This is a genomic window from Allomuricauda sp. d1 (assembly GCF_039592695.1).
Classification (GTDB): domain Bacteria; phylum Bacteroidota; class Bacteroidia; order Flavobacteriales; family Flavobacteriaceae; genus Flagellimonas_A.
The window spans coordinates 636,965-657,286 of record NZ_JBBUTK010000001.1 but is presented as its reverse complement, the minus strand read 5'-3'; the positions used below and the strand labels follow the sequence as shown (position 1 = coordinate 657,286).

Here is a 20,322-nt window from a genome sequence, read left to right as displayed (position 1 = left end):
TAAAATAAATGGACTACAAATTAATCGTCGCAATATATGCCGCAATAGTTTCCACTATCGTATTTATTTGGCGACTTTATGAATTTTATGCTGACCGTAAGAGTAAATTTAATATCAAAATCAACCGAGTTACGAAAATCCCGGTTTCTGCAAATTATAAACTGGCCGAATCACAAACATTCCTAACCACTACAATAGTTAATGTTGGAACACCAAAAAGACATATTGAGCAACCCATTTTTAAGGCGAACAAAAAAGTTGATGGTCAAAAATATTTCAACTTTTTAAGTTTCGATAATGTTATAAAATATCCAATAACCCTAGATTCAGGAGAAAAATTTGTTTATGATGTTTCAGATGACGTATCTGTAGACTTAAAAACTAAAGGTATTTTGAAAATTAAGGCTATTATTAAAGATACGCACGGGAAAAATTACGAATCAAAATGGTTTAAAATATAAAACTACACACAACATTGGCTATAATTCACCTGCCTGCCGGCAGGCAGGTTGCTAGATTCTGACTAACTTGAGACTTTAAAACAAACAAATCGGCTGGAAGCGAAACCCTTAAAAATCACGCTGAATTTAGTTTCACTGTGTCGTACCTCATAATTTATTAATCCTTAACCCTATTCACACTTTTAAGTTTGGCTATTTTTACGCATGACCATCACCCTACTCGCCATCGGCAAAACGGATAGCCCAGAGCTACAAAAATTGATCAGCGAGTATCAAAATCGGTTGCGGCACTATATCAAATTTGATTTTCGGCTGTTACCCGATATCAAAAACACCAAAAACCTTTCTGAAGCCCAGCAAAAAGAAAAAGAAGGGCAACTTATTCTAAAAAATGTACAGTCAAGTGATGTGTTGGTATTGCTTGACGAACATGGTAAACAATTTTCTTCCACAGCATTTGCCACTGCGCTTCAAAAGCGTATGAACAGTGGCATTAAAAACTTGGTGTTTGTAATCGGTGGCCCCTATGGATTCAGCGAAGAAGTCCACCAACGGGCGCAACAGAAAATCAGCCTCTCAAAAATGACCTTTTCACATCAAATGGTTCGATTGTTTTTTGTGGAGCAATTGTACCGGGCCTTCACCATATTGCGGAATGAGCCGTATCATCACAGCTAGTTAAGGCTCCTTTCCCTGGTTAGGGAAAGGTGTCCGCCTTTGGCGGACGGAAAGGGTTGTAAATTCAATCCCTTCCGTCATCTCACTAGGTTCGATGACACCTTCCCTTGACCAAGGGAAGGAGCTTTTCTACGGATTAATACAGCACCCGAAACTTGATCGTGTTCTCCACATTTTTAAGGGCCTTCATCACCTCTTTGTCATAATCTTTGTCAATATCGGTGATCACATAGCCAACCTCGGGATCTGTGGATAGGTACTGCCCCGTGATGTTCATCTCGTATTCGGCCAACACCTTGTTGATTTTGGCCATAATACCGGGCACATTTTTGTGGATGTGCAGAAAACGGTGCGCATTGTTCTGTTTCGGTAAGCGAATATTCGGGAAGTTCACCGCATCTACAGTATTGCCCGAATTGATATAGTCCATGATTTTGTTGGGCACAAAGCTGGCAATATCTTTTTGGGCTTCTTCGGTACTGCCCCCAACATGCGGCGTCAAAATCACATTATCAAGACCCTGAAGCTCGGTCTTGAAATCACCATTGCTACGTGGTTCCTCAGGGTACACATCAATGGCCGCACCACCCAGTTTGCCAGACTTCAACGCTTTGGTCAATGCGGGAATATCGACCACAAAGCCGCGGGATAAGTTGATCAGCATCGCACCATCACGCATTTGGTTGATTTCACGCTCACCAATGAAGTTCTTGTTGGCCTTATTGTCATCAATGTGCAGGGTGACCACGTCTGAGACAGAAAGCAAATCCTCCAACGTGCTGCACTTTACCGCATTGCCCAGTGCCAATTGGTCCGCTACATCATAATAATACACCCGCATGCCCATGGCCTCGGCCAAAACGGACAATTGCTTGCCGATGTTTCCATAGCCAACGATTCCCAGGTTTTTGCCCCTGACCTCATTTGAATTGGCAGCGGTTTTGTTCCATTGCCCTTGGTGTATCTCGCTGCTTCGGGTAAACACATTGCGCATCAACATGATAATCTGCCCAATGGCCAACTCGACCACTGAACGGGTATTGCTGTAGGGTGCATTGAACACCACCACACCTCTTTGCTTTGCCGTTTTCAAATCGATTTGGGTCGTGCCGATGCAAAAAGCGCCCACGACTAGCAATTTATTGGCAGCCTCCAAGACTTTTTGGGTCACCTGGGTCTTAGAGCGGATGCCCAATACGTGTACGCCCTTGATTTTTTCCAACAATTCTTCTTCTGGAATACTGTGCTTGACCAATTCCACTGAGAATCCATCTTCAGAAAGATTTTCAAAGGCATCATAGTGCACATTCTCGAGCAACAAAATTTTGATTCTGTTCTTGGGGTACGATATTTTTCTCGGCAAATCGTTCACAAATAAAAATTCATCTAAGTTCGGTGCCACGTGGTCGGCATTGTTGGCCGCCTTTTCTCGGTGCACATTTTCGGTATAGGCAAAAAATTTGTCGGCAATGCCCGCTTCACGCATCACATAATCGCTGTAGCCATCGCCAATGACCTGAACCTCACCATCAAGGTCCAGCTTTTTCAGACACTCGATTTTTCCATTGTGCGAGGCCAGCACATTGGTCTCGTCAAAACCGATGATGTTGCCATCATCATCAAATTTAAAGGTATTAGCGTAAACACGCTCAGTGGGAATGTTGTATTCGGCCACAATGGGGTCGATAAACTCTTTGAATCCACAGGAAATCACATAGATATCATCTGCAAACTCATCAAAAAACTCTTTGTTCGCCGCAATGGACTTTGAAATCTTCTGGCGCAGTTCTTGAACGAGTCCATCCAAATCATCTTTATGGGCATTCAACAATTTGATACGGCGTTCCAATGATTCGGTAAAGGAAATATCACCATCAATGCCCAAATTGGTGATGTGCTGGATTTCTTTCACCACATCATCTTTGTTCGATTTGCCCTGCAGTGTCATTTCGGCCAATACATCCAAAGCCTCAACACGGGTCAAGGTGCTATCAAAGTCAAAAACATATTTTCTACCTGCTTCCACCATCAATGAACTCGTTTAAACTTTTTCAAAAATTAAGCCGTAAATGTAATTAATATTAGTATGGATTTTGGATAGGCAAATCAAAAAAGGGTGCTAGCGTATCGGAATCGCCTTTCCATTGAAAAATTCATTTTTATCCCTAGAAAAAATTACCAAATCCATAATCTAAAACCATCGGCGCACCGCCTTTTGGTAGAGCTGATAATCTTTTCCAAAAAGTTTTAGCAATGCCGCTTCTTCGCGTTTGATTTGAAAATGGTTCATATAATATACAAATCCGGCCGCCAAGAGGGTGTTGAACGCATTGCCCAGTTTGAGTCCGAATGCCAATAAAATGAGCAAAAGGGATAAATACATGGGGTTTCTGGTGTAATTGAAAATCCCCGTGGTGACCAACTGGCTCGCCTTTTCAGGTTCCGAGGGGTTGGTGGTGGTCTTTGCTTTCCTAAATTGATAGATAGCCATAAATGATATTACAACGGCAATGGCCAAAAGTGCAACGGCAAGCTGCTTCCTTCCAAAAAAATCAAATTCCCCGACAGGTAAAAATCGGTCCAATAAATACATAAGTGCCGCAAAAATGAGCATCACCAAAGGGGGTATGATTTTTAGTTTCATATCGGCTAAAATACTATTTTTAGCTTGCGATTCTTCAGAGTTATGTCCACAAAACTGGTGTTTGCCACCCACAACCAAAACAAGTTTGATGAAGTCAAGACCATGGTGCCCGATACCATTGAACTGCTTTCGTTGAATATGATCGGATGCCATGACGAAATACCAGAAACAGGCAATACTTTGGAAGAAAATGCACAAATCAAGGCCAACTTCGTAACCCAAAATTACGGCCTTGATTGCTTTGCCGACGATACCGGTTTGTTGATAAACTTCTTGAACGGCGAACCCGGAGTCTACTCGGCACGCTATGCCGGCAATGAAAAAAATGCCGAGGCCAATATGCAAAAGGTGCTGCGCCAAATGCAGAACACCACCAACCGTTCCGCTCGATTTGAAACAGTCATTGCCTTGAACCTTCGGCAGGAACGTCATTTTTTCAAAGGGGTGGTCGAAGGCGAAATCACACTTAAAAAACAAGGGGAAGAAGGATTTGGCTACGACCCCATTTTTCGTCCAAAGGGTTTTGACAAAACATTTGCCGAATTAGCGTTTCAAGAAAAAAACAAGATAAGCCATAGGGCGAAGGCCCTTGAAAAGCTGGTTCACCATCTCAAAAAATACACCTATGTCTAAAAAAAACGATATGGTCGAGGTTTCCGTGGCCTCAGAACGGGCAGAAGCCGTCGGCGGTGTACTGATTGCCTTTTTTGCAGCATTGATGGCCATTGCTGATTTGGTGAACAGTGAACTGGAAGAAGAAATGATGATTGCCCATAACAAGCAAGTCAGTTATTCTTCATGGTATCAGTCGAAAAGTGTCAAACAAAGCCTAAAAGAAAGCGAGCTTGACTATCTGGAAGCATTGCTGAATTCGGGAGTTGTTGCACAAGAAAATGCGACAGCCATTGAAAAAAAGATTCAATCCACAGAAGAATCCATCAACAAATACAACTCTGAAAAAAGAGAAATCTTAATAGGATCATCACAACTCTCAAAAGAAGAATGGGTGCAAGACCTCGATGGTGAAATGGGAAAAATCACAGGGGTAAAAGAATGGGAACAACTGGCTGACGTCTACGATGTGGCCACCAAAAAATTTGACATCGGTATGCTCTTTTTTCAGATTGCCATCGTGCTCGGCGCGGTCTGTATCATCATTTACGATAACCCACGGTTGCAAAAAACCTTTATTTTGCTGATGTTGGCATTTGGTGTCATAGGCATTGGTTTCTCAATTTATGGCTACATTTTGGCTCCGTGACAATAAAATCATCAAGTATAGATAATTAGCATTACCTTTGCGCCCTTAATCACGCCGCCGGTATGGGCATAGTGTTGTGAATGGGCAAAATAGAAATGCAATCGCTCGGTACAACACACCTTATTTGCGATATGTAATTTTCTATTATGACACCATTTTCAACATTGGGGTTGAACCAACCCTTGCTCGATGCCATTTCTGATTTGGGCTTCGAGAATCCTTCTGAAGTACAGGAAAAAGCTATTCCCATCCTTTTAGAAAAAGAAAAAGACCTGGTTGCCTTGGCGCAGACAGGAACCGGAAAAACCGCAGCTTTTGGTTTTCCATTGATTCAAAAAATACATGCTGAAAGCCGAACCACGCAGGGGCTTATTCTTTCCCCTACCCGTGAGCTCTGTATGCAGATCACCAATGAAATGCAACTCTATTCAAAGTACGTAAAAGGGTTGAACATTGTTGCAATTTATGGGGGCGCCAGCATTACCGAGCAGGCTAAAAAGATAAAAAAGGGTGCCCAAATCGTGGTCGCCACCCCGGGCCGTATGAAAGATATGATCGGTCGGGGCATTGTCGATATCTCTAAAATCGACTACTGTATTTTGGATGAGGCCGATGAGATGCTGAACATGGGCTTTTATGAGGATATCAAGGATATTCTCTCGAATACCCCACAAGAAAAATCCACTTGGCTGTTTTCTGCGACCATGCCCAAAGAAGTGGCTGCCATCGCCAAAAAGTTCATGCACAAACCTGTTGAGATTACCGTGGGCGAGAAAAACGTTGGAGCCACAACGGTACAGCACGAGTATTATGTGGTCGGAGGGCGTGACCGCTATCCTGCCCTCAAAAGATTGGCCGATGCCAACCCGGGAATCTTTTCTGTTGTTTTTTGTCGTACCAAGCGAGATACGCAACGTGTCGCAGAAAAATTGATAGAAGATGGCTATAATGCAGGGGCATTGCATGGCGACTTGAGCCAAAACCAACGCGACCTTGTCATGAACGCCTTTCGCAAAAAACAGATCCAGATGTTGGTGGCCACCGATGTTGCCGCAAGGGGTATTGACGTTGACGATATTACACACGTGATCAATTATCAACTTCCTGATGAAATAGAAACGTATACCCACCGTAGCGGGCGAACAGGCCGAGCGGGCAAATCAGGTATTTCGATGGTCATCGTTACCCGGAGCGAGCTCCGAAAAATCAAGGCAATTGAGCGAAAGATCAAACAAGATTTTGTCGAAGAAAAAATTCCCACAGGAATTGAAATTTGTGAAATCCAACTATACCACCTGGCCCGAAACATCAAGGAAACCAAGATAAATAATGAAATTGATGGCTACCTACCTGCCATTAATGATGTACTTGAGGGTATTGACCGAGATGAACTGATCAAAAAGATTGTTTCCGTCGAATTTACCAGATTCTTTAATTATTACAACAAAGCGAGGGACTTGAACTCAGGTACGGCTGAAGATAAGGGCAGAAGCGGTGGCAACGACGGTTCGGTGCGCTATTTCATCAATATCGGCGAGCGCGATGGCTATGATTGGATGTCACTAAAGGATTTTATTCGTGACAGCTTGGGGCTTGATAAAGACGATGTATACAAAGTGGACACCAAAGGCAGTTTTTCATTTTTCAATACCGATGCTGCATTTACCCCGCTTGTCTTGGAGACTTTTTCAGACCTCAACGTAGATGGCAGGCGCATCAATGTAGAAGTTTCGAACAAACCCGACCGTGGGGGCGGAAAGCGTAAAAGGCGTGACCGCAAAAATAGTGGTGGTCGTGGTAGAAAATCCTCTTCCTCCTTCAAAGGAAAAAAGGGGAAATCAGGCCATGGAAGAAGCAAAAAATTCAAAGGCTTCGTTTAGTAGGCAGCCTCATGGCAATCCCGATAGCTATCAGGCACGGGGCATTTAAAGAGACAGTAACCTAAAATTTTGACAGTCCCGAAGCTTCGGGATTGCTGCATATAAATCTCGATTATCGAGTTAAGGGAATACTAAATAGCATGAAGTGATGCGTTATTTTGTGTTGTTTAGTATTTTTATCCGAGAAATTGCTTCATGAAGAAGATTGCCGTACTGATTGCCCTCACTTTATCTTTTCAAGGTTTTTGCCAAGAGGATGAAGACACTGCAACTGCACAAGAACTAAATGCCACTGTGGTAAACGCCCAGACAGATTTTCCGCTTGAAAGTGTGCACGTCATCAATCTTAATAAAGTTAAAGGCACCATCACCGACCAAAACGGAAAATTCAGCATTCCTGCCTCGGTTAATGATACGCTCTATCTGACCTACTTGGGCTTTAAGCCCCAAAAGGTGCGGGTGACCAATGACATGTTCCGATTTGAGAACACCAAGATTGCCCTCACTGAATTGGCTTATGCCCTTGAAGAAGTGGTGGTTCGCCCCTACCAACTGACCGGTTATCTTGAAATCGATGTAAAAAATCTTCCCATCAACAACGCTTATCAGTACAGTATTTCAGGATTGAACAGAAGTTATGAGGCGGGCAGCAAAAACCCAAGTGCGGTGACCAAAGTGCTGGGCGCTATTCTAAATCCGGCAGATTTGTTGCGTAATCTTTTTGGAAAAAAACCAAAACAGATGCGAAAACTGCGCCAAATGAAAGAAGATGATGATATCAGAAACCTCTTGGCCTCAAAGTTCGACCGCGAAACCCTGACCGAATTGCTTCAGTTGGAAAAGGTTGATATTGAGGATATTCTCAACAACTGCAACTACTCAAAATCTTTTATACAAACGGCCAACGACCTTCAAATTCTCGATGCAATCAGTAGTTGCTACGAAGAATACAAGGTCTTGAACCGAAAATAACCGTAATCAAATAAATTTTTGAAATCCGACCGCATTTAATAGCTTTAGGCAAAATCCCTGAAGATGCGAAATCTACTTATCGCCATGTCGATACTATCCTTTTTGTTGAGTTGTAAAAAGTCTAAAAAAGACACCGACAACCAACAACAGATCACCTCTGAGACTATTGAAGAAAAACAAAAGCAGGTTCCGTTCGTTTGGGAAGGCGCCAATGTCTATTTTCTTTTGACCGATAGGTTCAACAATGGAAATCCTGAAAACAACATCAATTTTGATCGCACTGACAGCACTGCTGTTTTAAGGGGATTTGAAGGAGGGGATATACAGGGAATCACCCAAAAAGTTGAAGATGGTTATTTTACCGACTTGGGCATCAATGCCATTTGGTTCACACCAGTTGTTGAGCAGATTCATGGGGCAACAGATGAAGGCACGGGCAATACGTACGGTTATCATGGCTATTGGGCCAAGGATTGGACAACCATCGACCCCAATTTTGGCACCAAACAAGACTTACAGCAATTGGTAGAAACGGCACATGCCAAGGGAATCCGTGTTTTGTTGGATGTTGTCTTGAACCATACAGGCCCCGTGACCGATGTTGACCCCGTTTGGCCAGAAGATTGGGTACGTACCGACCCCACCTGTGAGTTTACCACCTACGAGAACACCACGGCATGCACATTGGTCAACAATCTACCCGACATACTCACCGAGTCGGATGAGCCGGTAGAATTGCCCGATCAACTTTTGGCCAAGTGGAAAGAAGAGGGCCGCTTGAGCCAAGAACTGGATGAACTGCAACGGTTTTTTGACCGCACGGGTTATCCACGCGCACCTCGGTTCTACATCATCAAGTGGCTAACCGACTATATTCATGAGTTTGGTGTGGATGGCTTTCGTGTAGACACCGTAAAGCATGTGAACGAAAATGCATGGGCAGAGCTTAAAAAAGAGGCTGATTACGCCTTTGAAACTTGGAAAAAGAAACATCCTGATAAGGTATTGGACGAAAACCCATTTTACATGGTTGGCGAAGTGTACAACTATGGTATCTCAGGAGGTAGAGATTATGATTTTGGGGACAGAAAAGTCGACTATTTTGACCACGGTTTTAAAAGCCTTATCAATTTTGAGCTCAAGACCGATGCCCACATGGGCTATGAAAAGATTTTTAGAAAGTACAATCGCCTGCTGCACACCAAAATGAAGGGAAAGAGTGTGTTGAACTACCTCACCTCACATGATGATGGCAGCCCCTTTGATAAAGAACGGGCCAAACCATACCGCACGGCCAATGTTCTGCTTTTGACCCCAGGGGCATCACAGGTATATTATGGTGATGAAACGGTCAGGCCATTGATTATAGAAGGTACTGAAGGCGATGCCACCCTACGTTCTTTTATGAATTGGGAAGATTTGGATAGCATACCTGAAATTCAGGCCGTGCACGAGCACTGGCAAAAACTCGGGCAGTTCAGAAGAAACCACCCAGCCGTTGGTGCCGGTAAGCACAAGCGTTTGGCCTCTAAACCTTATGTCTTCTCAAGAACCTATACCAATGGCGAACACAAAGACAAAGTCGTGGTAGGTCTTGATCTGCCCAAAGGCAAAAAATATCTGTGGGTCAAAGGGTTTTTTGGTGATGGCACCAAATTGTACGATACCTATTCAGATACCGAGGTGATGGTCGAAAAAGGCCAAGTGGTGCTTGAAAATGATTATGATACTGCACTGTTGGAGTTGGTGGAATAAATCAAAAAATCCTTTCCCTAGTCAGGGAAAAGTCGCATCCTCGAATAGAGGATGACGGAAAGGGTAGATCAATGGTATCTTTTGAGAGTTTATTGTCTTGAATGCAGTGCTATCCTGTTGTCCTCAGAATCATGAAATAAAGCCATAAAGCCAATCTCGTCACTGATTTTTGTTTTAGGTTTCAGAATGCGCCCACCAGCCGCTTCGATACGGTCGAGTTCAATTTGAACGTCTTCGCTGTTGAAATAAATCAAAACACCCTCTACTCTATTGGGTATGTACCAATCTGGTTGTAAAATCAAAGAACCCGAGGCCCCTGATTTTCCCTCTTCCCAAGGAAACCAACCCATTTTAGTGCCCCCAAAATCCTGTAACTGTATTTCTATTTGAAAAACTTCATCATAGAATTTTTTGGCCCGATTCATATCCGTTACCGGAATCTCAAACCAGCCCACCATGTTCTGTTTCATAAATACTACCTTTTTTCATTCCTGCGTAGGCGGGAATCTCATTTAATATAAAGAACCCATGCTGAAATCATAGATCTCTGCCATCCCTCAAGGAGGCAAGTGTTCCGTTTTAATTTTCCAACTTCTTTTTCAAATCGGCCAATCCCTCTTCAAAATCCTTACCAACGGTTTTGTCCATACTGAAAAACAAAAACATGATACTGAACGGAAACTTATTTTTTCCTGAAAAGCCCCAAACGACCTTGGTTTTTCCGCCATCGGCATCCTCTGTAGTGAAATAACAATCGGATTCTGATTTCCAGGGTTTCATAAAACGAAGTTCGCCTTCAACCCGCTCTCCTTCCACTATTTTGGTAATCTCCTGCTCTCCTTCACCCACATCTTTATTGCCGTTCCAGTAGCTTACCGAGCCTACCTCACCATCTGTGCCGCGAAATTCTTTGTGCATGTTGGGATCTTTCTTTTCCCAGGGTGACCAATCAGATTGGTTCTTCAATGACCTGAGATACCTAAAAACCTCGGCTCTGGGCCTGTCAATTACAATAGAGCGTGAGACATCATACGTTTTTGGCGCAATCATGGCCAAAATAAGGAACAATGCCACGATACCGAGCAAAATGTAAAGTACTATCATGTCGTTTGATTTATTGGTTGCTCTTAAATGTACAAAAAACATCAATCAGAGCGGTATCGCTCGATAATGCCTTCTACATTTTTAATGGATTTCTTGGTCCAATCCAATCGTTTTTCAAATACCTCAATATCAGACAACTGCCATGGCACATTTGATTTTCTAAGCTGGTCGGTCAATTGTTGTATGACAACAGCCGCAGAAACTGAAACATTCAAACTTTCTGAAAAACCGACCATGGGGATTTTTAAAAATCCATCAGCTTGTTGCAATATTTCTTCGGTCAGGCCTTCTTTTTCAGTACCAAAGAACAATGCCGTTTTTGACGATAACTGAAAATCAGAAAGCAGCGTTGATTCATTGTGTGGTGTTGTGGCAATAATTTTGTATCCCTGATTTTGAAAATGCCCGATACAGTCATGGGTCGTTGAATGCCGGTTCACATCGACCCATTGTTCGGCGCCCATGGCGATGTTTTTGTCCAGCCGCTTTTCAAAGCGTTCCTCTATGACATGTACCTCTTGAACACCAAAAGCGTCACAACTACGAAGTATGGCACTGGTATTGTGTAATTGGTACACATCTTCGATGGCAACTGTCAAGAATTTTGTGCGATTGGCCAATACTTCTAAAAAACGCTGTTTTCGTTCTTCGGTAAGGTAGCTTTCCAAGTATGTCAATAAATCATGGTCAAACATCAGTGGGAAGATAACGAAAATGGTATTTTTGGATTCCCGCTCCCGATAACTATCGGGAGCGGGAATGACAAAAAAGCAATTAATGAAAAAGAAAGTGGTTGTTCTGACCGGTGCAGGAATGAGTGCCGAAAGCGGACTCAAAACCTTTCGTGATGCCAACGGGCTTTGGGAGGGCCACGATGTCATGCAAGTGGCCTCACCCCAAGGGTTTGCGGCCAACCCCGAATTGGTTCTTGAGTTTTATAACCAACGTCGCAGACAATTGCTTGAAGTCGAACCCAACGAAGGCCACAAGGCCTTGGCAAAGCTGGAACAACATTTTGAGGTCGGTATCATCACCCAAAATGTGGATAATCTCCATGAGCAAGCAGGAAGTTCAAATGTGCTGCACTTGCACGGTGAATTGTTCAAAGTGCGCAGTATCGCTGATGAAAATCTGGTTTTTGATTGGAAAGAAGACCTCGTTCTCGGGGATTTGGATGAAAACGGAAACCAATTGCGGCCCCATATTGTTTGGTTTGGTGAAATGGTACCCATGTTGGAGCCTGCCATCGAAATCACCGCACAAGCCGATATCTTGATCATCATCGGCACTTCAATGCAGGTGTACCCGGCTGCAAGTTTGGTCAATTATGTGCAAAACGGAATCCCTATCTATTTTGTTGACCCTAGACCCAGTGTGGGCGAGTCTGATTTTGGCAACTTGACCATAATTGCTGAAAAAGCGGCCAAGGGTGTGCCCGAATTGGTCACTGCGCTATGTGATACTGAGACCTAGCCTCTTGGGCCCAATCCATCAACAGCTTTTTTTGGGCTTCGGTCAACTTGGCTTCACCATGCGTCCACGTATATTCTTTTAAGGGCATTTCACCTTCTTCAACCTCCTCGATAAGCTCTTCCAATTTATGGTCTTTCTTTTTGGCAGAATAGTTTGCCCAATCAGAAAAATCCAAATGCTCTTTGCCTTCCTCTACATGGTGGGCCATCCAAAAAGAAACAGGCGCAACGTTGTTGTACCAAGGGTAGGTGGTATTGTCACTGTGACAATCATAGCATGTTGTCTCGAGCAGTTGTTTTACTTCAACACTAGGTGCTGTTTCAGCCTCAAACGCAGCTACATAATCTGTATTTTCAGTGATATTCTTGTCAGGGCGAATAAACTGAATGACCACTAAGGCTATCAACGCCACCCATCCTACTATTTTTAGTATTTTCATCTGTTTAAAATTTTATAGTTTTCTGAAAAATGAAAAAACTAAAAATTTTTTCACATTCAGTAATTCGCATTAACTTATTTTAATCATGCCCGTAGAATATGCTTAAAAAAGTTTTTGCTCATTTCATAAACTCTAGATTCTGTTGCTTGGATGTGATTTTTATTTATAATGGATAAAAATAAGCTTTTGTGACCAAAGACCAACTGCTTTTGGCTTTAAATGAGGGGCGTCTCACTAAAGAAAAAAGAGACTTCTTGGTTGCCAAGGTTTTACAGCATCCTGAGCTGGTGAAACCATTGCTTTCACAGGTGTCGGAGGAGGATAAGAACGACACCTTTAATGGTAGTTGGGTACTGGACAATGCCCTACGTAAACAGCTGGAAATCCTTTTGCCCCACATCGATGAATTCTGCACCAACTTGAGCGGATTGCGGTCAGAATCGGTCATTCGCCCCATGGCCCATATCTGTGAGATGGTCGTTGTTTCCCATTTCAAGCAAAAAAAGGAGGTTTTCGTCAAAAAACTTCAGAATGGCCATTTGGAAAAAATCACTGAATGCTGCTTTGATTGGTTGATCGGAAACCACAAAATTGCCACCAAGGTATTCGCCATGACCAGCTTGTTTCATTTGGGGAAAAAATTTGTTTGGATACACCCCGAATTGAAATCCGTTTTGGAACAAACCATCGCCACGGGCACTACAGGGTATCAAAACCGGGCCGCCAAAACCTTGAACGAATTGAAAGCACTTGGCCATTGAACGCAAGGTTTGAGTATCTTTGCGTTTTCCTAAAAACCGCAGCTGCATGTCGCTCAACCCATTGAATGCCATTTCCCCAATCGACGGACGCTATCACTCAAAGACCAATGCCCTCGGAGGTTATTTTTCTGAAGAAGCGTTAATCAAATATCGGGTACAGGTCGAAATCGAATACTTTATCCGACTATGTGAAATACCGTTGCCACAATTGGCGGATTTTGATGTGGCAACATTTGAACCGCTCAGAAATATCTACTTGAACTTTTCTTCAGCTGATGCACAGGCCATAAAAGACATCGAGAAGACCACCAACCATGATGTAAAGGCCGTAGAATATTTTATCAAGGAAAAATTTGATGCTCTGGGATTGCAAAAGTTCAAGGAATTCATCCACTTCGGATTGACCTCGCAAGACATCAACAATACCGCGATTCCGCTTTCCATCAAAGAGGCGATGAACGATGTGTATGTTCCGCTATATTTTGAGGTTTTCGAAAAACTGAAAGCAATGGCCTCAGAGTGGGCAGCTATACCCATGTTGGCCCGAACGCACGGGCAGCCTGCATCCCCTACCCGATTGGGAAAAGAAATCAAAGTCTTTGTCGAGCGACTGAAACAGCAGTTTGATTTGTTGAATGACATTCCCTCAGCTGCCAAATTTGGTGGAGCCACGGGCAATTATAATGCCCATAAAGTAGCGTATCCTGATATTGATTGGAAAAGTTTTGGAAAACAATTTGTTCAGGAGAGTTTGGGGCTTCACCACTCCTTCCCCACGACACAAATTGAACATTACGACCATCTGGCAGCACTTTTTGACTGTTTGAAGCGTATCAATACCATCATCATTGATTTGAACAGGGATTTGTGGAGCTATATTTCAATGGATTATTTCAAGCAAAAAATAAAGGAAGGTGAAATCGGGTCTTCCGCCATGCCACATAAAGTGAATCCCATTGATTTTGAGAACTCTGAAGGAAATTTGGGCATTGCCAATGCCCTTTTTGAACATCTTTCGGCAAAATTGCCCATTTCTAGGTTGCAGCGTGACCTCACCGATAGTACAGCGCTCCGAAATGTTGGGGTGCCCTTTGCGCATACGCTCATCGCTTTTCAATCCACATTAAAGGGATTGAACAAATTGGTGCTGAACAAAGAAAAATTCGATGCCGACCTAGAAGATAATTGGGCCGTGGTGGCCGAGGCCATACAGACCATTTTGAGACGTGAGGGCTATCCAAATCCGTATGAAGCCTTAAAGGGATTGACCAGAACCAACGAGAAAATTACCCAGAAGTCGATAACCGATTTTATCGGGAGTCTTGATGTCTCCCCAGAAATAAAAAATGAATTGAATTGTATCACACCATCAAACTATACGGGTGTCTAATTTAAACCTTCAAGGTTTCTAAAACCTTGAAGGTTTAAAGTCACTGTTTAGTCTTCCGCTTTGTGAATCTCAACGCTGTGTGGATATGGAATTTCGATTCCAGCTTTGTCAAGGGCCAATTTACTGCCCTCATAAGTGGCAAAATATACGTCCCAATAGTCTTCAGGCTTACAAAAAGGACGAACGGCAAAGTTTACCGAGCTATCGGCCAATTCCATCACGTTGACAGATGGCGCAGGATCACTCAAAACCTTGGGGTTTGAGGTCAAAACTTCCATCAATACGTCTTTGGTTTTCTTGATATCTTCATCGTAACCGACACCAATAACGGTATCTACGCGTATTTTGCCCTCGGCTGTGTAATTGATGATGTTTCCGTTTGCCATGGCCCCATTGGGTACAATGGCCAGTTTATTTTCAGGAGTGGTCAATTTGGTGGTAAAAATCTGGATATCCTTTACGACACCCAGCACATCTTGCGCCTCAATCAAATCACCAATCTTATAGGGCTTGAAAATCATGATCAGTACTCCGCCAGCAAAATTGCCCAATGAACCCTGAAGTGCAAGCCCGATAGCCAAGCCAGCAGCGGCAATTACGGCAGCCAAACTTGTGGTCTCAACACCCAAAGTCGAGATTACCATAATGACCAAAAAGATTTTTAGGGCCCATGAAACCAGGTTCACCAAAAACTTTTGAAGCGATTGATCATAGCTTCCTTTGGCCATGACCTTTCTCAAAACTTTCATTAATTTCTTGATAATCCAAGAGCCTATAATATATATCAGAATAGCCCCGATAATCTTTGGTCCAAATTCGACAACAAAATCAATGCCCTTATCTATCCATTTTTGTGCATCTTCCATAATTTTTTAGCTTTTTGTTAGTGTTCTTTTCAATAAGACACCAATATAACAAGAAGGTCACCAATATTTTTTAAGAAATGGTGAATTATCCGCATAAAAAAATCCCGAACAACACATATTGCTCGGGATTTTTCAGTCAGATTGGTCAGGTCTATCCTTTCAAAAATTTTCCGATTTCACCCAGTCCCTCACCTTTGTATTCCGATTTTTGAATGGCCTGCATCAATTGTATGATGTGGGCGGGATTCATATTGTCGCCCAACACGCGTACCAAGGCAAAGCCCTTTTCTTTGCTGTCGCCATAGATAATGACCTCATCAATGGCATCATCATCACCCAAATATTTTATGACGCCTCTGCCATATTCAGAATTGATTTTCATCAACTCAATGAATTCATCGTCTTTTAAAATCTCTTTGACCTTGGCCTTTTCTGCTTTATACTCAGTGGCATTTTCTGAGGTCTTCTTAAAAGCCAAAAGATTGAATTTTTTGAGGGATTCAACAGCATCACGTTGGGTCTCACTTAAATCAACCTCTTCCATCTTTAGGATACTGGCAGGAATATCCAACGAAATAAAATTCGGATTTTCCTGATTATCCACATAATACTCTTGCAGGCTTTGCTGTGATGAGCATGAGGCCAGCACCATCGTAAGTGCCAAAAAGCCTGTTTTGATTATATTTTTCATTGTTCTCATTGTTCTGTTCTTTTGACCCCGTTGCATTAGTACGAGGCAAGTTGATTTTGATTGATTGGTAAGCATGGGCAAGCATTTGTTACACCTGCCCATACTGATTTTGACTATTCGCTTTTTTTGTTGGCTTTCTTTAAATCTTTTGGAAGGTTCATTTTGTTCACCAAAGAACCCACTTTGGTCAAATCGATATCACCGGTCATGGTCACCAAAACCGTTTCAATGTTTGACCCTTTCGCCTTTTCATCCATTCCTGTGACCATCATTAATAACTCGCTCACGTGGTCGTCGTCTTTTCCACTTTTCACATAAAAATCAACATGTGAATCATCGTCTTTCACTTTCATCAGCGACTCCAACGATGCCTTTTTGATGTACTTTTTGGCGGTGGCGTTCATTTCTGCGGATGCACCCGCATCTTCACTGACAAATACGTTGATGTTATCAATGCTTTTGGCCAGTTCAATAAAATCTTGCGCCTCTTTGTTCTTTTCATCTGCCGACATACTGGCGACAATACCCATCATCGCTTTATTGATGGTGACCGAGCCTATCTTGTCTGAGTTCTCGAATTTCTCGAATGCCTTTTGGGAAAAGCCCAGCAACGGCAGCATGAACACTGCGATTACGATTGATTTTGATATATATTTCATTTTGTTCGTTTTTGATTGACCCTTAGACGCAGCTCTGGGCAAGTTTCTTATAGTTTCTAAGTAGTCTTCAGTAAACAGTGGTCTTTACAGATGCTAGACATGACCACTGTTTACTGATTACTGTACACTTTTTTACTCTCCTTTTTTACCTGCTTTGTTCAATTCTTCGGGCAGGTTCATCTTCTTGGTCAATGAATTGATTTTGTTCAAATCAATATTGCCTGTCAACGACAACAATACAGTTTCAAACTTTCTTCCATTTGCCTCTACATCCTTGATTCCTGTCACAAACATCAAGAGTTCGCTCACATGGTCACTGTCTTTGCCTTCTTTGATATAGAATTTTACATTGGCATCTTTATCCTTTACCCGCATGAGCTCTGTCAAGGAGGAAGATTTCAAATACTTCTCAACAGAAGCTTTCATATCTGAACCAATGGATTGGTTGTCAGTGGTAAAGACTTTTAGACTGTTCACACTGGTGGCGATATCCATAAAGTCTTGTGCTTCGGGGTCATCGACCTCAATATCCATTTTGGCCAACAGTTCAAATGCCTTTTTTGAAACGACCACGGAGGTTACATCGTCTAAATCTTCATACTTATCAAAAAGCGATTGTGCAAAACCTGTAATCGGCATCACCGCAATCAATAAAATCAACATATACTTTTTCATCTTTTTGTTTTTAATTTTCGTTAAACACTTTTGCTTTTGCGACTTCAAACTCTTGCAGATAGGCCATTTTTTCTGTGCCCTTACCAAAGTTTTCAGCCAACAGACTCAATGCCTTCTTTGTTTCTTGATATGCATATTCAGCCTGTTTTTGCTCATGGTACGATTGATAACTATCTGCACCAAAATAGATGCCAAAGGCCAACACGACAGCTGCAGCAGCGGAAATCCATCTGTAATCAAGTTTCTTTCTAGGTTTTAATGGCACCTGCTTTGTGTAACGTTCTTCCTTGGCGCTGGAAAAATAATTGAACATCGGGCGATACTGCTCAAGATGTGTTGCCACGTGTTCTTGTGCGAAGTAATCTCGCAATGTTGCCTCTTCGGCTACCGTGGTGGTCGCCTCAAAATACTTTTCCAGTAATTTTTCTATGTTTTTATCCAATTCCATAGCTATGTTTTTCTATAAGTTTTTCCCTGACCACTTTTCGGGCCCTTGAAAGGGTCACACGGGCTGCTGTGGGTTTCATATCCAACAGTTCACATATTTCTTCAAAATCATATTCCTCCACATCCCGCAATTGTAATACCATTTTTTGCTGCTCGGGCAAATCTTCCATGATCTGTTCTACCCAGTTGACACTGTCTTTTGCTTCCAACTGTTTTTGCAGTGATGTGCTTTCGTCGCTGTAATTGCTGTGCACCAGTTTTAAGTTTCCGGCCTGTCTTGATTTTAACCGGTCTAGGCAAAAGTTCTTGGTCATGGTCATCGCAAAGGCTTCCACAGATTTTATCCGTTCCATGTCCTTTTGCTTCGTCCAAAGGCGCATCAGCACTTCTTGGGTAGCGTCTTCTGCCTCTTCCCTAGAGACCAGCAAACGTTTTGCCAGTCTGTAGAGCTTGTCCTTAAAGGGCATCACAGCATTTATAAATTCTGCCTGTTTCATTTGATGGTTGTGCCGTAGAACGTTCTTTTTTGCCGTTCTTACCTTGATGACGACGTATATCGAAAATTGTTACAAATAATTTTTATTTCCTCTGGATGTAAGTATTTTAGGATTTCAAAAACTAATTGCTAGGGAAATTACGTAAATAACAAACGTGACTCCCTTTTTGGAACAATTGTTGCGAAGCCCTTAATTAAAAAGCTATGAAAAAGTACATCCTTTTGTTTTTGGCCGCATCGTTTATGCTAAGTTGTAGCAATGATGATGATGGCATTCAAAACCCCAACACGAATCCTCCCATTATTGCTGATTTCCCTACACAGGATTTCATGTGGAAAGCCATGAACCTTTGGTATTTTTGGCAAGCGGAAGTCCCTGACCTAGCGGACACCAAAGATGATGATGCGGAAGCCTATGCAGCTTTTTTAGCGGCCACACCTGATCCTGATGATTTTTACAATAGTATACAGTTTTCTGAAGACCGTTTTAGCTTTGCCAACGAAGATTATACGGCATTGGTAAACAATTTGGTCGGTATCTCTAAAAGCAATGGGTTGGAATTCGGTCTCGTGCGTTTTGCAGACAGTAATGACCTTTTTGGCTATGTGCGCTATATCATAGCGGGTTCAGATGCCGACACCAAGGATATTGAACGCGGAGATTTGTTCACTGAAATCGACGGACAGACCTTGAACCTCGACAATTATATTGAATTACTTTTTGGAGATAATGACACCTATACTTTGGGGCTCGCTACAATAGAGAACAATACGGTTACCCCTACGGGAGAAGAAGTAACATTGACCAAAATGGAAGGTTTGGAAGAAAATCCAATTTTAGTGGCTAAAACCTTGGATGTCGATGGAATCAAAGTTGCTTACTTAATGTACAACGGCTTTAACCGTAATTTTAATGTAGAGCTTAACGATGCCTTTGCTCAATTTGTTGCAGATGGATGTACGGAATTGGTTTTGGATATGCGCTATAATCCAGGAGGTTCAGTAAACACCTCACGATTATTGGCCAGTATGGTCTATGGCACCAACACCAACGATTTGTACATTCGACAACGTTGGAACGATAAAATTCAGTCACAGTTCTCCGCTGCACAATTGGAAGACTATTTTGCCACCGAAGTAAGTTCTGGTGTGCCTTTGAACTCATTAAATCTTGACAAAGTGTATGTTTTGGCCACAAACAGCTCCGCTTCTGCCAGCGAATTGGTCATGAACGGTTTGGCCCCTTACATTGATGTCATCCATATCGGGGAAACGACCCGCGGTAAGAATGAGTTTTCGATCACCATGGTGGATGATCCTGAAAATAGCTTTATCTATGATGCTGCCAGAGAAAATCAGATTAATCCCAATAATAGTTGGGCCATCCAACCCTTAGTAGGCCGCAATGAAAATGCTGATGGATTTTTTGACTACACAAATGGACTGGCTCCCGACATTGAATTGCAGGAAGACTTGGCCAACTTGGGTGTTTTGGGTGAAGAAGACGAGCCTTTATTGGCAAGAGCCCTTCAAGAGATTGGAGCTGCAAGTGCCAAGTTTAGCTTTGAAGTTCAAATGCCTGCCAAAATGTTTACCAGCTCAAAAATGTTCACACCAATAAAAGACAATATGTATTTGGACAATCCACCAGTAGGATTCAAATAAAGTCA

23 protein-coding genes are annotated in these 20,322 nt (G+C 42.5%); 11 read left to right on the top strand and 12 right to left on the bottom strand.

All coding sequences use genetic code 11. The features are described from left to right. Positions 1 to 8 precede the first annotated feature (8 nt). Both AAAH86_RS03085 and rlmH read left to right on the top strand, forming a co-directional pair. On the top strand, positions 9 to 461 hold the full coding sequence (locus AAAH86_RS03085) for a hypothetical protein (protein WP_343486035.1): 453 nt from the start codon (positions 9 to 11) through the stop codon (positions 459 to 461). 204 nt (positions 462 to 665) lie between these two features. Continuing rightward, positions 666 to 1,139, top strand: coding sequence for a 23S rRNA (pseudouridine(1915)-N(3))-methyltransferase RlmH (gene rlmH, locus AAAH86_RS03080; RefSeq protein WP_343486034.1), 474 nt, complete (start codon positions 666 to 668; stop codon positions 1,137 to 1,139). Between the two features lie 136 nt (positions 1,140 to 1,275). Here rlmH and serA read toward each other — a convergent pair whose 3' ends face one another. Next, positions 1,276 to 3,168, bottom strand: coding sequence for a phosphoglycerate dehydrogenase (gene serA, locus AAAH86_RS03075; protein WP_343486033.1), 1,893 nt, complete (start codon positions 3,166 to 3,168; stop codon positions 1,276 to 1,278). A 162-nt stretch (positions 3,169 to 3,330) separates the two neighbouring features. After that, positions 3,331 to 3,783, bottom strand: a complete 453-nt coding sequence (locus AAAH86_RS03070) for an isoprenylcysteine carboxylmethyltransferase family protein (RefSeq protein ID WP_343486032.1) — start codon at positions 3,781 to 3,783, stop codon at positions 3,331 to 3,333. Positions 3,784 to 3,825: 42 nt separating this feature from the next. Here AAAH86_RS03070 and AAAH86_RS03065 point away from each other — a divergent pair, with 42 nt between their 5' ends. The 5 genes from AAAH86_RS03065 (at position 3,826) to AAAH86_RS03045 (ending at position 9,651) form a co-directional block, all read left to right on the top strand. Further along, a complete protein-coding gene (locus tag AAAH86_RS03065; protein ID WP_343486031.1) occupies positions 3,826 to 4,416 on the top strand; it encodes a non-canonical purine NTP diphosphatase in 591 nt (196 codons plus the stop codon). Continuing rightward, positions 4,409 to 5,044: a DUF4337 domain-containing protein gene (locus AAAH86_RS03060; protein WP_343486030.1), complete on the top strand. Its 636-nt coding sequence runs from the start codon at positions 4,409 to 4,411 to the stop codon at positions 5,042 to 5,044. The genes AAAH86_RS03065 and AAAH86_RS03060 overlap by 8 nt, the downstream gene beginning before the upstream one ends. 146 nt (positions 5,045 to 5,190) lie before the next feature. Next, complete coding sequence (locus tag AAAH86_RS03055; protein WP_343486029.1) at positions 5,191 to 6,924, top strand: DEAD/DEAH box helicase; 1,734 nt, start codon at positions 5,191 to 5,193, stop codon at positions 6,922 to 6,924. A 195-nt stretch (positions 6,925 to 7,119) separates the two neighbouring features. Continuing rightward, positions 7,120 to 7,896, top strand: a complete 777-nt coding sequence (locus AAAH86_RS03050) for a carboxypeptidase-like regulatory domain-containing protein (RefSeq protein WP_343486028.1) — start codon at positions 7,120 to 7,122, stop codon at positions 7,894 to 7,896. Between the two features lie 63 nt (positions 7,897 to 7,959). Next, on the top strand, positions 7,960 to 9,651 hold the full coding sequence (locus AAAH86_RS03045) for an alpha-amylase family glycosyl hydrolase (protein WP_343486027.1): 1,692 nt from the start codon (positions 7,960 to 7,962) through the stop codon (positions 9,649 to 9,651). A gap of 89 nt (positions 9,652 to 9,740) precedes the next feature. Here AAAH86_RS03045 and AAAH86_RS03040 read toward each other — a convergent pair whose 3' ends face one another. From AAAH86_RS03040 to AAAH86_RS03030, 3 genes are all read right to left on the bottom strand, one after another. Beyond that, entirely contained in the window at positions 9,741 to 10,121 is a 381-nt protein-coding gene (locus AAAH86_RS03040) for a VOC family protein (protein ID WP_343486026.1), read from the bottom strand. Between the two features lie 109 nt (positions 10,122 to 10,230). Beyond that, positions 10,231 to 10,755: an SRPBCC family protein gene (locus tag AAAH86_RS03035; protein ID WP_343486025.1), complete on the bottom strand. Its 525-nt coding sequence runs from the start codon at positions 10,753 to 10,755 to the stop codon at positions 10,231 to 10,233. Between the two features lie 41 nt (positions 10,756 to 10,796). Continuing rightward, entirely contained in the window at positions 10,797 to 11,450 is a 654-nt protein-coding gene (locus AAAH86_RS03030; protein ID WP_343486024.1) for an RNA methyltransferase, read from the bottom strand. An 82-nt stretch (positions 11,451 to 11,532) separates the two neighbouring features. Between AAAH86_RS03030 and AAAH86_RS03025 the strand changes: the two genes are divergently transcribed. Next, positions 11,533 to 12,228, top strand: coding sequence for an NAD-dependent deacylase (locus AAAH86_RS03025; RefSeq protein WP_343486023.1), 696 nt, complete (start codon positions 11,533 to 11,535; stop codon positions 12,226 to 12,228). On the opposite strand, the gene AAAH86_RS03020 is transcribed toward AAAH86_RS03025, so the two are convergent. Next, positions 12,200 to 12,667 carry a heme-binding domain-containing protein gene (locus tag AAAH86_RS03020; RefSeq protein ID WP_343486022.1) on the bottom strand — a complete coding sequence of 156 codons (468 nt, stop codon included), beginning with the start codon at positions 12,665 to 12,667 and terminating at the stop codon, positions 12,200 to 12,202. The genes AAAH86_RS03025 and AAAH86_RS03020 overlap by 29 nt on opposite strands. Before the next feature lie 188 nt (positions 12,668 to 12,855). On the opposite strand from AAAH86_RS03020, the gene AAAH86_RS03015 reads away from it, so the two are divergent. Both AAAH86_RS03015 and purB read left to right on the top strand, forming a co-directional pair. Beyond that, positions 12,856 to 13,428: an adenylosuccinate lyase gene (locus AAAH86_RS03015; RefSeq protein WP_343486021.1), complete on the top strand. Its 573-nt coding sequence runs from the start codon at positions 12,856 to 12,858 to the stop codon at positions 13,426 to 13,428. Between the two features lie 46 nt (positions 13,429 to 13,474). Beyond that, positions 13,475 to 14,818, top strand: a complete 1,344-nt coding sequence (purB, locus tag AAAH86_RS03010) for an adenylosuccinate lyase (RefSeq protein ID WP_343486020.1) — start codon at positions 13,475 to 13,477, stop codon at positions 14,816 to 14,818. A gap of 47 nt (positions 14,819 to 14,865) precedes the next feature. On the opposite strand, the gene AAAH86_RS03005 is transcribed toward purB, so the two are convergent. The 6 genes from AAAH86_RS03005 to AAAH86_RS02980 all read right to left on the bottom strand — a co-directional run bounded on the left by AAAH86_RS03005 (position 14,866) and on the right by AAAH86_RS02980 (position 18,653). Beyond that, positions 14,866 to 15,684, bottom strand: coding sequence for a mechanosensitive ion channel domain-containing protein (locus AAAH86_RS03005; RefSeq protein WP_343486019.1), 819 nt, complete (start codon positions 15,682 to 15,684; stop codon positions 14,866 to 14,868). Between the two features lie 151 nt (positions 15,685 to 15,835). Next, entirely contained in the window at positions 15,836 to 16,375 is a 540-nt protein-coding gene (locus tag AAAH86_RS03000; RefSeq protein WP_343486018.1) for a DUF4252 domain-containing protein, read from the bottom strand. A 113-nt stretch (positions 16,376 to 16,488) separates the two neighbouring features. Next, positions 16,489 to 17,034, bottom strand: a complete 546-nt coding sequence (locus AAAH86_RS02995; protein WP_343486017.1) for a DUF4252 domain-containing protein — start codon at positions 17,032 to 17,034, stop codon at positions 16,489 to 16,491. A gap of 132 nt (positions 17,035 to 17,166) precedes the next feature. Beyond that, positions 17,167 to 17,709, bottom strand: coding sequence for a DUF4252 domain-containing protein (locus AAAH86_RS02990; RefSeq protein ID WP_343486016.1), 543 nt, complete (start codon positions 17,707 to 17,709; stop codon positions 17,167 to 17,169). Between the two features lie 10 nt (positions 17,710 to 17,719). After that, a complete protein-coding gene (locus tag AAAH86_RS02985) occupies positions 17,720 to 18,157 on the bottom strand; it encodes a hypothetical protein (RefSeq protein WP_343486015.1) in 438 nt (145 codons plus the stop codon). Further along, positions 18,144 to 18,653: an RNA polymerase sigma factor gene (locus AAAH86_RS02980; RefSeq protein ID WP_343486014.1), complete on the bottom strand. Its 510-nt coding sequence runs from the start codon at positions 18,651 to 18,653 to the stop codon at positions 18,144 to 18,146. The genes AAAH86_RS02985 and AAAH86_RS02980 overlap by 14 nt, the downstream gene beginning before the upstream one ends. 203 nt (positions 18,654 to 18,856) lie before the next feature. Here AAAH86_RS02980 and AAAH86_RS02975 point away from each other — a divergent pair, with 203 nt between their 5' ends. Then, positions 18,857 to 20,317 carry a S41 family peptidase gene (locus AAAH86_RS02975; RefSeq protein ID WP_343486013.1) on the top strand — a complete coding sequence of 487 codons (1,461 nt, stop codon included), beginning with the start codon at positions 18,857 to 18,859 and terminating at the stop codon, positions 20,315 to 20,317. Positions 20,318 to 20,322: the final 5 nt, after the last annotated feature.